This window comes from Sphingobacterium sp. UBA1498 (assembly GCF_002325125.1).
Lineage (GTDB): Bacteria > Bacteroidota > Bacteroidia > Sphingobacteriales > Sphingobacteriaceae > Sphingobacterium.
The window spans coordinates 76,974-90,173 of the sequence record NZ_DCRG01000032.1; the positions used below are offsets into that span (position 1 = coordinate 76,974).

General features: G+C 39.0%; 12 protein-coding genes. 6 read left to right on the top strand and 6 right to left on the bottom strand.

Annotated features, from left to right (window positions below):
- The first annotated feature begins 52 nt into the window (after nt 1–52).
- On the top strand, nt 53–2,875 hold the full coding sequence (locus B3139_RS17395; RefSeq protein WP_293884807.1) for a PAS domain S-box protein: 2,823 nt from the start codon (nt 53–55) through the stop codon (nt 2,873–2,875).
- Nucleotides 2,876–3,102: 227 nt separating this feature from the next.
- Nucleotides 3,103–3,837 (top strand): SDR family oxidoreductase, encoded by a 735-nt coding sequence (locus B3139_RS17400; RefSeq protein ID WP_293884808.1) that lies wholly within the window; start codon nt 3,103–3,105, stop codon nt 3,835–3,837.
- A gap of 159 nt (nt 3,838–3,996) precedes the next feature.
- Here B3139_RS17400 and B3139_RS17405 read toward each other — a convergent pair whose 3' ends face one another.
- Nucleotides 3,997–5,028, bottom strand: a complete 1,032-nt coding sequence (locus tag B3139_RS17405; RefSeq protein WP_293884809.1) for a fatty acid desaturase — start codon at nt 5,026–5,028, stop codon at nt 3,997–3,999.
- A gap of 374 nt (nt 5,029–5,402) precedes the next feature.
- Between B3139_RS17405 and B3139_RS17410 the strand changes: the two genes are divergently transcribed.
- Nucleotides 5,403–5,786: a YidH family protein gene (locus tag B3139_RS17410; protein ID WP_209577986.1), complete on the top strand. Its 384-nt coding sequence runs from the start codon at nt 5,403–5,405 to the stop codon at nt 5,784–5,786.
- 134 nt (nt 5,787–5,920) lie between these two features.
- On the opposite strand, the gene B3139_RS17415 is transcribed toward B3139_RS17410, so the two are convergent.
- A complete protein-coding gene (locus B3139_RS17415) occupies nt 5,921–6,283 on the bottom strand; it encodes a VOC family protein (RefSeq protein WP_293884810.1) in 363 nt (120 codons plus the stop codon).
- Nucleotides 6,284–6,288: 5 nt separating this feature from the next.
- Nucleotides 6,289–6,492 carry a hypothetical protein gene (locus B3139_RS17420; protein ID WP_293884811.1) on the bottom strand — a complete coding sequence of 68 codons (204 nt, stop codon included), beginning with the start codon at nt 6,490–6,492 and terminating at the stop codon, nt 6,289–6,291.
- 193 nt (nt 6,493–6,685) lie between these two features.
- Between B3139_RS17420 and B3139_RS17425 the strand changes: the two genes are divergently transcribed.
- A complete protein-coding gene (locus B3139_RS17425) occupies nt 6,686–8,704 on the top strand; it encodes a hypothetical protein (RefSeq protein WP_293884812.1) in 2,019 nt (672 codons plus the stop codon).
- Nucleotides 8,705–8,771: 67 nt separating this feature from the next.
- Here the strand turns inward: B3139_RS17425 and B3139_RS17430 are convergent, their stop codons facing one another.
- The gene (locus B3139_RS17430; protein ID WP_293884813.1) at nt 8,772–9,035 is read right to left on the bottom strand and encodes a hypothetical protein; all 264 of its coding nucleotides are present in this window, start codon (nt 9,033–9,035) and stop codon (nt 8,772–8,774) included.
- A 55-nt stretch (nt 9,036–9,090) separates the two neighbouring features.
- Complete coding sequence (locus tag B3139_RS17435; RefSeq protein WP_293884814.1) at nt 9,091–10,026, bottom strand: diacylglycerol/lipid kinase family protein; 936 nt, start codon at nt 10,024–10,026, stop codon at nt 9,091–9,093.
- 33 nt (nt 10,027–10,059) lie between these two features.
- Here B3139_RS17435 and surE point away from each other — a divergent pair, with 33 nt between their 5' ends.
- Together surE and B3139_RS17445 are read left to right on the top strand one after the other, a co-directional pair.
- A complete protein-coding gene (surE, locus tag B3139_RS17440; protein WP_293884815.1) occupies nt 10,060–10,794 on the top strand; it encodes a 5'/3'-nucleotidase SurE in 735 nt (244 codons plus the stop codon).
- Nucleotides 10,795–10,842: 48 nt separating this feature from the next.
- The gene (locus tag B3139_RS17445) at nt 10,843–11,862 is read left to right on the top strand and encodes an aldo/keto reductase (RefSeq protein ID WP_293884816.1); all 1,020 of its coding nucleotides are present in this window, start codon (nt 10,843–10,845) and stop codon (nt 11,860–11,862) included.
- Between the two features lie 90 nt (nt 11,863–11,952).
- Here the strand turns inward: B3139_RS17445 and B3139_RS17450 are convergent, their stop codons facing one another.
- Nucleotides 11,953–13,158 (bottom strand): GAF domain-containing sensor histidine kinase, encoded by a 1,206-nt coding sequence (locus B3139_RS17450; protein ID WP_293884817.1) that lies wholly within the window; start codon nt 13,156–13,158, stop codon nt 11,953–11,955.
- Between the last annotated feature and the right edge of the window lie 42 nt (nt 13,159–13,200).

The window sequence follows — 13,200 nt, forward strand, 5'->3', positions numbered from 1 at the left end:
AGGACCTATAAATGCGTAGAAGAAATAATTGATAACCAATACGGGCTTTTGAATGAATGCTAAATTATCTCCCGCAAACGAATCAGATCGAATACGTGTTTTGCACGCATACGAAATTCTACATACAGCACCAGAGGAAGAATTCGACCGTATAACTAAAATTGCATCGCTTGTATGTGGTACGCCTATTTCACTGATTTCATTAGTTGATAAAGATAAGCAATGGTTTAAATCGCGCCTAGGCCTGGATACCGAAGAAACAAAAAGAGAGGTTTCATTTTGCCAGTACACACTGCACGAAGATCAATTAATGGAAGTGGAAGATGCCGAAAAGGACGAGCGTTTTAAATCCAATGAATTGGTCACTTTAGAACCAAATATCCGTTTTTACGCAGGCTTACCACTAATTGATCCCAATGGTTATGCATTAGGTGCGCTGTGTGTTATCGATCGTGTTCCGAGGCAGCTCGATCAATATCAAAAGGAAATTTTAAGACTTCTGCGAGATGAAGTCGTCACACTGATCGTCAATAGAAAAGAAAAAGAAAAGTATAAGGAAAGTGAACAGAAGCTGAAAGCATTTTTCGAAAACTCTCAAGGACTGATGTGTACACACGATCTGAATGGTAATTTCATAACCGTGAATGATGCGGGTGCCAGAATCCTGGGCTATACAAAAGATGAGATTCAGTCAAGATCGCTTTTTGATATTGTTCCCCAGGAGGGACATCAAAATTTACAAGATTACCTATCCGTAATTGTTCAACAAGGAATTATTAAAGGGGAAATGCGTACCGTTACACGTTCGGGCGAGATGCGTATTTGGATGTTCAATAATATTCTACAAAACAATACGAACAAAGTCCCCTACGTGATTGGAAATGCAGTGGATATTACTGAGCAGCATTTTCTGGAAAAGAAACTTAAACATGCACAGGCAACTTTGATGCGGACTGGAAGGGTGGCCAGGATTGGTGGTTGGGAGTATACACCTGCTGATGGAAAGATTGTATGGTCGGAAATTACCAGAGAGATTCATGAAGTACCTGACGCATATGAACCAAACTTAACAACGGCACTGAACTTCTATAAAGAAGGGGAATCTAGGAATAAAATGCGGCTTGCAATTGAACATGCACTCACGACAGGAGAGCCTTGGGATTTGGAACTCGAAATTGTCACATTCACGGGGCATGACCTTTGGATACGTGCGTTGGGAAATGCTGATTTTGAAAATGGGCATTGTGTTCGTTTATTTGGTACTTTTCAGGATATTGACAAACGTAAACGCATAGAAGCAGAATCTTCGCATTCCAAAAAAATGCTGACAGAAGTGTTAGATGCTACCTCCGCGGTCGCTATTATAGCAACGGATAAAACTGGCTTAATTACATTGTTTAACACAGGTGCCGAAAACCTTTTGGGATACAGCAGTGAAGAAGTCATTGGTAGATTAGGTCTTGCACATTTTCATTTAAAAGAGGAACTCGTTTTGCGGGCTAAAGAAATGGAGGTTGAATTGGGGCACGCAGTAGATGAATTTCGTCTTTTTGCAGATACGGCTGAATTACATGGCGCTGAACAACGAGAGTGGACCTATTGTAGAAAAGATGGAAGTAGGTTACATGTTTCGCTCGCTGTTACTTACATAAGGGATATAAACGAAGATGTCATTGGTTACCTTGCCATCGCCACAGATATAAGTAGAATCATTTATCAACGTGAGGAGCTTGAAAAGGCTAAAATAGTTGCAGAGCAAGCTAATGTAGCACAAACTCAATTTTTGACGAACATGAGCCATGAACTTCGCACGCCTCTAAACGGAATTGTTGGCTTTACCGATTTACTGCTCGGAACAGCACTTGAGGAGACGCAAAGGGAGTACCTCACGATCGTGGATCAATCTGCTAATTTATTGCTTGGAATTGTCACAGATATCCTAGACTTTTCCAAAATTGAAGCAGGCAAATTGGAACTGGATGTCGAACAGACTGATCTTTACGAATTAGTTATTCAATTGACAAACTTTCTTAACATACAGCTCAAAGCCAAAAGACTAGAGTTTTATTTGAATATCGCTCCCAATGTACCCAAATACATCTGGGTTGATGCGCTGCGTATCAAGCAAGTATTAATGAATTTACTGAGTAATGCGACTAAATTTACGGAGAAGGGCACCATTGAACTCAGTATTTCAGTCGTATCAGAAGGTCCTGACCAAGCTGTGTTGTGTTTCAGCGTAAAAGATACAGGTATAGGTATCAAACAAGAGAAATTGGAAAAGATATTTGAAGCTTTTTCGCAAGAAGATAACTCGATGACTAAACGCTATGGCGGGACTGGTTTGGGACTGACCATATCGAATAAATTGCTTCATATGATGGACAGTGAATTGAAAGTGGAAAGCATTTTCGATGCAGGAAGCCGATTCTTTTTCAATATCAAAGTACCTGCTATTTGGGAAACGGAAGAATTGGCAGGACTGGGAGAAATAAAGGATGTGCTTATTGTTGCTGAGGAAGCGTATGAACGAAATGATTTGGCCCGGATGCTGTCTTTTAAAAAGATTAATACAACGCAAGCAAAAACAGGATTTGAAGTAGTACAAATGTTGAAGGGGGGGCGCCGTTTTGATGCTATTTTGATTGATAATCAATTGCCCATTATGAGTGGTATTGAAACCATACAGCATATTCTCGAAAAAAAATACAATAACAATTTTGAGCAGCATATTATTCCTGTTTTTAGTGCTTACGAACACAATATAGCGCAGCTTTGTCAGCCTCTTGACATAACGTGTTGGTTAGTGAAACCTGTGACGCAGGAAGCCCTTTATGCAGCCTTAGTAAAAAGTATATTTCCTAGAGTTGATTAACTTTTTGATTATCAGTATTTCATATTTTTTAGTGGCCTAGTGTCCTACATATGCTTTTGTATTTAAAATAGTCTTTAACCAGGATAAAATATCAATAATAGCTATTGATATTCAAAAATGCGATTTGTTATCTTCCATGAATCAAGAGTACTGCAATTATCGCAAGTTTCGGATTTTTTAGGGTTCTCTTTTGATATAGTTTTGTGTAAACTAATAAATATTACACGATGCAAGTTTTTAAAGATAAAATCATCTTGGTTACAGGAGCCAATAGAGGAATAGGTAAATCACTAGTGAGTGCACTGCTTAATCATGGAGCAGGAAAGATATATGCCACCTGCAGAAATTTGAAATCGATGCCGTTATTCGATGATGATCGAATAGTGCCTTTACAACTGGACATTACGGACGATGAACAAATAGCGGAGATTGCAAATGCAGCTCTCGATACAGAAATTCTGATCAATAACGCCGGGACCTTAAATCCAGGAAACATGCTACATGGAGAACTTTTGGGCATGGAAAATGATCTAGAGGTGAATTATTTTGGGACAATAAAAATGATGCGTGCATTTGCTCCAATTCTCATAACGAATGGAGCGTCTATTATGATTAATATCGTTTCCATTGCGGCATATTCTCCGTTACCCTCAATTGCTGGTTATGCGGCGTCAAAAGCAGCCCTCTATTCGGCTACACTATCCGTTCGCATCGAATTGGCTAAAGATGGTGTAGCCGTGTATGCGGTGAACCCTGGAGCTATAGATACTGATATGAACAAAGGAAGCGATTGGGAGATGCCAGATCCAGATACTACAGCGGTGAAAATATTGGAATATGTATCCGCTGGAAAATTGGACATCGTTCCGGATGATATGGGGCAAGGTATGTATGCCGCATGGAGAGAAGATCCTGAGAAACTGTCAAAAATATTTTCGGATCTTTATTACATGGAAAAATAATTGTGTATAAACCGTTCGGCGCTTGTACGCTTCTGTATAGTATCGAATAGGTGGCAGGGGTCAAAAAATAAGCTATTCACAGCGAGTATCAGGCTACAATCGGCACAATCTCTTAGGCAAAATAATCGCTGTGAATGCGTTTAACACCAAATTTGACTATTATTCTTTTGATTGTAGGTAGGGGAGGCGATAGTGTTCATCAAATCTTTTTTTGTCATCCCTATAGCTGCTAACTGCTCCTAGTTTATGCATTATTTTAATATAACACCACGCAAGATCAATTTGGTATGGTTTGAAACCGCTACGTGCACTCTTGGGGTATAGATGATGGTTATTGTGCCATTCACCTGCTACAATGCCTGGCCATAATTGATTTATGGATTTGTCCTTCTCATTGAAATCGATGCCTTCCCGTTGTTTGTCTTCGCCTTTTGCATGGCCTTCATAGTTGAAGGTTCGGACGCCGACAGCCCAGAAGCCAGCCGCGCCAAAGAGTGTGCAAGCAAGGGCATGACCACCAATCAGATAGAACATGGCATACCAAAAGGCCCAATTAAGTATCCATGACCACACGGCGTGCGATGGATTGACATATGATCCCCATTTTTTATATTGTGCATAGCTATTGGCTGTAACACCTGTGTGTCGCATAAGTAATTTCACCCGGTTATATGAATTTTCCGTCAGGTCCTTAGCAATAGGCTGATGATTTACATCGGCTAAGAAACAGTATAGAAAGCCAGCCTGTGCATTGTATGGATCGCCGGGTTTATCCGATTTGGCATGATGCACATGATGCGAAATCACATATATTTCTTCGGGAATTACATTGATAGTCAGATTCTGTGTGACAAAGCGCCAGAAACCGTTACGGAATTTAAATGCACCATGTGTGGCAAATCGATGATGCCATATCGTGCCATGGGTTCCCATAACAATCATACTATAGAGGAAGGCTGCCAATACTGTCCACCAACTGAAGTGGTATATCAAAAAGAGTATAAAAAACGGAATTAGGCAGGCTACTTTGAACCAGCTAAAAAAGGGTAGCCAATTTCGTTTATCCTTAAAAATATTGAGGCGTTTGAAGAATTCTTTGAAAATTTCTTTCTTGGTTGGCTTAACGAGGTTTCCATCGGCGTCTTTCCATCCGTAGGTAGGAACTTGCAGAACATGGTCTAAAAAGGGCATTTGTGGTTGATGTAAATTCTAATTTTTGTTAAAGTTACCATATTACATGGTTAAAAAGTGTTAATCTTAAAAGTTTAACATATCCTTAAGATGTATCATGGCGTAGTTCACTATAGTTGCATCGGTATTTTTGATTAAAGATCTGATAAATTGAAACGTCAACGTCTGGAATATAAACAGATGTTCCAATGTGGTAATTTTGCAAGTGTTTGTTTAACCTGTCGGCAAAATTGTCGTTTGCTATTCGCAAATCGCTTACGGTATGTAGAAAAGACTTTGGAAAGAAATTTTAACGATCGAAACATTAAAATATGATGCAAACTTTTTAAAGTTCTGCAGCGTTTATATAGGGGAAAACCACAAAATTTATTTAAATGTCAAATAACAGTGTACCACAGAAGGTAAATGACCATCTTGCTAATGAACGGACTTTTCTCGCTTGGATACGAACCAGCTTAGGGATTATGGGCTTTGGATTCGTAGTCGTTAAATTTTCATTATTTATTCGTCAGATAGAGCTCATTTTAAAGAAAGATGTCGTTGTTGGCTCCCAACATGAATATTCTGGCGTTGTTGGCGTTTCCATTGTGGTTATTGGTGCATTGACTGTTATTGTTGCTTTCTTTAAATACCGAAAGACAAATAAGCAAATTGAGGAAGAGAACTTCGTTCAAACTTCGAATAGTATCACCATTGTTGCTGTATTAATTTTTGTCATTGGTCTTATTCTGAGTTGGTATCTTATCGACGGTCTTTAGAGCGCAGAAATTATTGTATTTTTACAATAAATGACCCAGCCTTTTGCCTCGATAAAATAAAAAGTCGACTCGTGTTTGTATCAATCAGTTTGCAATTATTTACTAGCGTCTTAAAAGCCCAGTTGGTATTAAAATCAAATTTTATTTGATTTGGAATAATCGGTTATTCCAAGCTTATTTCCGAAAGGATCATTAAATTCGACTGCTAGACCTGTCATAATCTCAAACGGCTCGCTTAAAAATACGATCCCCTTCTCCTTTAAATATGCATAGGTTGCCTTAACATCTGCAACGGTAAACCAGATACATGGTTTTGCCTGTTGGGCAGAACTCAGTATGATAGCTGGTTCATTGTCGCCTATTTTGAACGCAGTCATCCCTTTTGCTGGAAAGTCAAACTTAGTTTCGAGCCCAAGTTGGTCTCGATAAAATTTCTTTGCTATATCGAGGTCATCGACCGGTAAAAAGAAATTGTCGTAATCCAATAATAAGTTCATGGTAATTAGGGTTTAATTTGTGATAAGTCTATTCCAAATGCTATCAATTGCGACTCTCCAAGTTCAGTGATATAGAAGTTTTTATCTGCGGGATCTTTTTTTGCCAACCAGCCTTTTGTTATCAAATTTTCGAGTAAGAGCTGACCGAGTTTACCGCCGATATGTTCATAACATATTTTTGCGGGCTTCAATTTGTCGTTTTTTTTCATTTTTGTCTTTTCTTTATCGTTCACTTTTGATTTATAATTTCTTAGCTATAAAATTATGAAAATGCTATGGATTGAAAAATGATAGATATCATTCATTCTAGTAGCTCTTTGACACGATGTAAAGCATATCTCTTTTAGATTTTAAAAACAAAACGTGCCCAAACTTGGTATCTAGAGAGGAATTTTATTATATATGGAACAGGAACAGGATAGCGAGTCGCAGGTAAAGAGTTTATTTGAACATTTTAAAACTCAAATAGCAGACCCAGCTTATATAAATGTTGATTTTTTGGTTTCACTGGTAGACGTCGTTCGTCCAAAGCATGTCAATTTACATTATCGGACTGACATTCAATTTTTATTAGACTATTTTGATGCATCACCTGAAGAACTTCAATGTTTTCAGCTTTATCTTAAAAGAATCCTGGTTGCCAAGGATTTTGATCAGCTGATTTCTGATACGGGCATCATAAGTTATGCAGATTTTTTTTACGAACTAAAAAAAAGAATTACAGAACGGTATCTACCTTTTCAGCCGCCGAAGTCTACTTTACAATATCTTTTAAATCAAGTTTTTTATAAATCTCGCGATGCTGAGTGGATAGCAACGATACCTCAGGATCAGGTTGATGAACTGTTTTGTTTATGTGGATTGCAAACGATTTATGACGATGAAACTGGCTTTGGGATGATTGAAATATTGTATGGACTGGAAGTGTTGGTCCAACGTATTACAGGGCGTGCTATGGAAACAGATGTAAACAAGATGGTGCCGGAGTTTCAAAATTTTGATAGTCCATTTATTGCAATTATGCGGGAATTTACCGAATTGAATGATCGTCTTTTGCAATCCAATATAAAGTTTATTCCATCCAACGATCTATCTTATAAGCAGATTTTGGTGCTACATAGACAATGCGAAGCGTATATCGAAACAGCATTCGACAATTCACATCGTTTTGGCATTTCAATTAAAGTGAATCAATCCCTTTTGCGCATGCGGCAACAATTAGAAAGGATCCGAGAAATTTTATATTTTTTGGTGATTGATCATCCGGATGAAAAGAAGCAAAAGACAATCAAACTGGCAATCACTCTCCTTGGATACAATTCCGGGAAAAGCAATATTCGCAAATTAGTTGGACAGAGTACACAACTTTTGGCCTACGAGATTACGCATCATACCGCGCAGACCGGTGAACACTATATCACCTCAAGTGAAAAAGAATATTGGAAAATGTTCCGATCCGCCTGTGGTGGTGGCCTCATTGTAGGTGTGATGTGTATCTTAAAGTTATTGTTGGGAAAGGTACATACCAGTGAATTTGGTCATGCATTTTTATATAGCCTGAATTATGCGATAGGTTTCACGTTAATTTATCTTTTTGGTGCAACTTTAGCAACCAAACAACCCGCAATGACGGCTTCTGCTTTGGTCAATGCAATTGAGCAGGGAGCTTCCGGAGCTGGAAATAACAGACATCGTTATTGGATGTTTGCTGAATTATTTGGAAGGTTATTTCGGTCTCAGTTCATTGCTTTTGTTGGTAATGTTGTGATGGCTTTTCCGATGAGTCTTTTTTTTGTCTGGTTGATTCAACAGCTGTCTCATGTTAATATTGCGAGTGCACAGTGGTTACATCTTGTTAACGACCTTAACCCTGTAAAAACACCTTTAGTTTTTCATGCATCAATCGCGGGAGTTTTTTTATTTCTTTCGGGAATTATTGCTGGAAGTATATCAAATAGAGACAAGCACAATTCAGTTTATTATCGCATTCAGGAGCATCCTATGTTGAAAAAGATATTCGGACAGCGGCAGACAAATAAAATAGCTTTGTTTTATGAGAAAAAATGGGCAGGTATTGTATCGAACGTTTGGTTTGGAATTTTTATGGGAACTACAGCTCCGGTCGGACTTTTTTTAGGTTTAAATTTGGATATTAGGCATATTACATTTGCGAGTGGGAATTTGGCATTGGGTTTATTTGGGCATGGTATGGAGTTGCCTGCTGAGATCTGGTTTTGGGGTATTTTGGGGGTTGGAATGATCGGGTTTTTCAATTTTATGGTCAGTTTCTCTTTATCGTTGATTTTAGCTTTCCGTTCACGTAACTTATCCTCGAAAGAATTGATTAAAATGGGTAAAGCCGTTTGGATCTATTTTAAGATAAACCCAAGGCTGTTCTTCTTCCCACCTCGAAAAGGTTAAGTTATAATGAGACCCAGCAACTTTCAGTCAGTCACTGCCAATGCAACGATAATAGGATAATTTCCTTTTAAACATTGATATCACCAGAAAGATCGGGTGTGTCTTCGTCGTCTTTCTCTTTCTGTGCGGCTTGTTCTGCGTCCTTATTATGGGTACGATCGTCTTTAATACCTGATAAATCGGTATTAGGACGCTTTTGTCGTTTGGAAATGTCATTTTCTTGACTTTCGGACAAGTCTGTATTTGACTTCTTTGAATCCGTATCAGCGATCGCTGTCATCATAGAAATAAGTATGCTTGCCGTACGATCTTTATTTTTCAATCTATTCATTTGACTTGTTGTTTTTAGTAGGGAACAGCGTTCGTAGCGTTATCGTTGGCAAAAACTATAGCTCACTTTCGCCAGCAACAATTTCAATAAGGCTATCAAGCAAGGTAATTTTTATTTGCTGGCCACTGTAACTTCTGCATTCGTCATCGATGTGTATTTTTTTGCCTTCCCATTCCATGGTCAACCGGCTAGCTCGGATGGGTTTTATTTTCAATGCTACATCGGATCCATTCAATAGCCCGTCAATATAGTCTAAAAGTTCCTGCCGTTGCTTGTCAGTTACAATGATAATGTCGAACTGTCCGTCGCCCGGATCAGCATTAGAAGATAAGATTAGTCGCGGCCCCATGCTTGGAATATTCATAACTTCAGCGAGAATACATGCTGTTTCAAAGTTACTTTCTGCTAACTTTATCTTCAGCTTCTTGGCTGGGAACGTTTGGACCAGTTCGCGTAATTGTTGGAGTGCAATTTTTATTTCTTCTTCCGCACTAAGATCTTCCGCTAAACTTTTTTTATCCATTTTCTCCATCAGTAAAGGAAATACCCCGAAACCGATAGATTCTATAAAATGGAGGGGCTTTTTTGCTAATCCCAAAACCATTCCTACATCGATTTTTTTAAGTTTACAGTCGTTCCAGAGATCAATGGCTTTTTCACAATCAAGGGGAATCCCAAGAGAAATAGCAATATTGTTTGCAGTTCCTTGTGGCAATATGGCGATTGGTCTTTTAAATTTTAGTTTTTTTTCCAATAGCGCTAAAACTGCAGCTCTGATCGTGCCATCACCGCCGGCCAAGGCAATGATATCAGTCTGCGGATCGATCTTCTTGACAGCGTTTTTTTTTGCGACTACTGTGCAATTGTGTCCAAGATTTTCAATCAATTGACATAGTTCATCTTTGTCCCCATTGGTATCATCCCCAGCGGTAGGGTTATGTACTAATCTTATGTTTTTGCCATGTTCTTTCATAACAATTGAACAAAGCATGGCTGAGATTGGTTTTTAAAGAAAAGAACAACTATGAATATACTTATTACCAACGACGATGGCATTTATTCGCCTGGTATCGCAGCACTGGCAAGGATAGCGAAACAGTTTGGGACAGTAAAAATTGTGGCACCCGATGTGGAGCAGTCGTCAATGGGACATGCGATCACGCATTCCCGGCCGCTAAGTTATCGGCGGGCACCTATTACTTTTGAAGATATTGAAGCTTTTAGGGTCAATGGAACTCCGGCAGACTGCGTAGCATTGGGTTTACATATGTTTCCTGATACGCAGGTTGTACTTTCCGGTATCAATATGGGGCCGAATCTTGGTAATTCTATGTGGCATTCGGGGACACTAGCTGCTGCTAAGCAGGCCACCCTTCTTGGTGTTACGGGTATTGCTTTGAGCACCCCTGTCGGAAAGACTGAACCGGATTTTGAAGGCTTATCTACATGGACAAGCGATGTGCTAAAAATATTAATGGAAAATAAAGAACCCGCGCTTTACAATGTGAATTTCCCAGCCCAACCCCAGGGCATAGCATGGACAAGACAATCAGTAAGGTTGTATGACGGCAGGGTTGTATCGGGAGAAGATCCTATGGGAAGGGAAAACTATTGGATCACTGTCGTACCTTTAGAACCTGCTGATAAAGGCACAGATCGTTGGGCAGTAGAGCATAATTTAGTATCCATTACACCGTTACGTCTTGATCTTACTGCGCATGATGAACTTGCGGAAAGAGTGAAACGGGAGCAAAGTTGATTTGGTGGAGCTAAGCGAATGGGTAAATTAAACATTAATGGAAAAGATATGAATGCAACAGAAAATTTAATGCAAAAGGAAAGATTTCGTCCAGTTGATAAGGCAGGATTTGGAGGCGTAGCCTTAGGGAATGGATTTCAGCACCATACTGATTACGCATGTTTGGAGGCGGTAGAAGCGGCGTGGAAGGCGGGAATACGATTGTTTGATACATCCCCATGGTACGGTTTAGGCATAAGCGAACGCCGAATGGGCTTATTTTTAAAAGATCAGCCTAGGGAAAGTTTTACCTTGTCAACAAAAGTGGGCAGACTCATGTTGCCTCAAGAGGATTTTAAAATGGACCAGCCGCTGTGGAAAGGGAAATTAAATTTTGGCTACCGCTATGATTATACTGCTTCAGGTGTAAGAAGGAGCTTAGAAGATAGTTTACAACGCTTAGGACTATCTTCGATAGATATGGTATTTATTCATGACCTGTCACCAGACAATGGAGATATGAAAGACAGCTATTCTTATTATTTCGAGCAAGCTGCACACGGGGCGATGCCTGAATTGACTAGGATGAGAGAAGAAGGGATTATTAAAGGCTGGGGGCTAGGAGTTAATACCGTTGCACCGATATTACAGACATTGGAAGTTGCAGATCCAGATGTTTTTCTTTCAGCCTGTCAGTATTCATTGATAAAACACGAGGAAGGGCTGAATCAAGTTTTTCCTAAAGTAGCTGAACGAGGTATTTCAATCATTGTGGGAGCGCCATTATGTGCTGGATTTTTAGCTGGAAAAAACCGTTATCTCTACGATGGAACTTTCCCTGCTGGTGTCAAGGAAAAACTAAATGCTTTGTATCAGGTCGCAAAAAATCATAATGTTGATCTTCGCACAGCAGCATTACAATTTTCGGCAGCTCCCGAAGAAGTATCTGGAGTGATACCGGGTGCACATACGGCTGAACAGGCGGTAGAAAATGCAAATTCGTTCAACGTTAAGATCCCCAATGACTTCTGGATCGAGCTAAAACATGAGAAACTTATTGAACAAAACTGTCCAGTACCAAAGATGTGAAGTACTTGACGAGATTTAGGGTGTGATTGGCACACCCTCTTTGAAGTGATGTCAATTGTACGTTATATGTTAGACCAACTTTAATATATGTTATTGAATAGATCTCAATTGAATAGATCTCATGAAATCTGTAGGGATAACCAGCTTAAAGGTAATCTTAGTGTTGTCTGAGTGAACGATTATTGTCCCTTTGTGAAGTTTTGCTATTTCACTTGCAATAAATAGTCCTAATCCTAAACCTTTGCTATTGTCTCCTCGCATAAACGGTTCGAATAAGTTTGATAAATCCGACACTTGTTGAGGGAATATAAGGTCATTTGTAACGCTAAAAATAAATTGCCCTTCTTCAATGAATGCATTGATTTCTATATTTTTATCCGGGTTCCCATGCTTTATTGCATTTCCAATTAAATTTGCAAAGGCCCTTCCCATTTTATGTTGATCACAACGTATTTCAGTTGGAAGATCGATGTTGGCCATTAATGTTTTATTATGTAAAAATTCATATTCGGATAGGATTTGTCTAATTAAAGTATCGATCCGGAAACATTCATTAATTATTGTGGGTTTATTTTCAAGACGTATACTGCTGAAATCCAATATATCATCGATCATTCCTTTCATCCGAAGAGACGCTTCTTCTATTTTCTTTATTAAGCGTTTTTGGTTATCATCTTTTACAGTCCCCATCAGATATTGTGATATCACCTTTACGATACTCACAGGGTTATTCAGATCATGGGCTAGGGAGGTTAAAATGAGCTCTCTGTTTTTAGTGTAACTGAGCTCCTGTTTTAATTCTCTTCTCGCCTTGTTAAGGCCGAATATTGTTTTAAAATCTATTGCAATTAAATCACTACAAACGGGGAGCAGCGTTTCCAACTTGGTTCGGTCAAAATGTACAGGCTCCGCATTCATAAAACTCATGTGCCCTACAATAGCATCCTTCTTGTTAACTATTGGGTAAGAGATATAACTTTTTAAGCCGAATTCCTGAAGAACGTCAGTCCATTGATCAACAGTACATTGTGTACTATCATTAATGTAAATAGGCGAAAAACCTGTTCTAATTTCTTGATATATTTTAACGTAGGTGTCGCTGTTTTTATTGACTATTTGCTGAGACTGATAGTCATAAACGCACCAATTTCCCCATTTTAGTCCATCTTTCTTACGTATCAAACCATATCTCATTTTGGTCTGGCTACAAAGTTCCTCCAAAATTCGTTGACAGGTATTGAAGTCGCTTTTATCGGATGTGTCGTATGGTTTATGTATTTGATTTGGGATGGTCATTTTTTTTGCATTGTTAGCGATGTGAATCCACCGATGGGTGTT

What these genes read in the sequence shown, in the direction of transcription:
- B3139_RS17395 (WP_293884807.1), top strand. Translation starts at nt 53, where the DNA reads ATGAATGCTAAATTATCTCCCGCAAACGAATCAGATCGAATACGTGTT.
- B3139_RS17400 (WP_293884808.1), top strand. Translation starts at nt 3,103, where the DNA reads ATGCAAGTTTTTAAAGATAAAATCATCTTGGTTACAGGAGCCAATAGA.
- B3139_RS17405 (WP_293884809.1), bottom strand. Translation starts at nt 5,028, where the DNA reads ATGCCCTTTTTAGACCATGTTCTGCAAGTTCCTACCTACGGATGGAAA.
- B3139_RS17410 (WP_209577986.1), top strand. Translation starts at nt 5,403, where the DNA reads ATGTCAAATAACAGTGTACCACAGAAGGTAAATGACCATCTTGCTAAT.
- B3139_RS17415 (WP_293884810.1), bottom strand. Translation starts at nt 6,283, where the DNA reads ATGAACTTATTATTGGATTACGACAATTTCTTTTTACCGGTCGATGAC.
- B3139_RS17420 (WP_293884811.1), bottom strand. Translation starts at nt 6,492, where the DNA reads ATGAAAAAAAACGACAAATTGAAGCCCGCAAAAATATGTTATGAACAT.
- B3139_RS17425 (WP_293884812.1), top strand. Translation starts at nt 6,686, where the DNA reads ATGGAACAGGAACAGGATAGCGAGTCGCAGGTAAAGAGTTTATTTGAA.
- B3139_RS17430 (WP_293884813.1), bottom strand. Translation starts at nt 9,035, where the DNA reads ATGAATAGATTGAAAAATAAAGATCGTACGGCAAGCATACTTATTTCT.
- B3139_RS17435 (WP_293884814.1), bottom strand. Translation starts at nt 10,026, where the DNA reads ATGCTTTGTTCAATTGTTATGAAAGAACATGGCAAAAACATAAGATTA.
- surE (WP_293884815.1), top strand. Translation starts at nt 10,060, where the DNA reads ATGAATATACTTATTACCAACGACGATGGCATTTATTCGCCTGGTATC.
- B3139_RS17445 (WP_293884816.1), top strand. Translation starts at nt 10,843, where the DNA reads ATGAATGCAACAGAAAATTTAATGCAAAAGGAAAGATTTCGTCCAGTT.
- B3139_RS17450 (WP_293884817.1), bottom strand. Translation starts at nt 13,158, where the DNA reads ATGACCATCCCAAATCAAATACATAAACCATACGACACATCCGATAAA.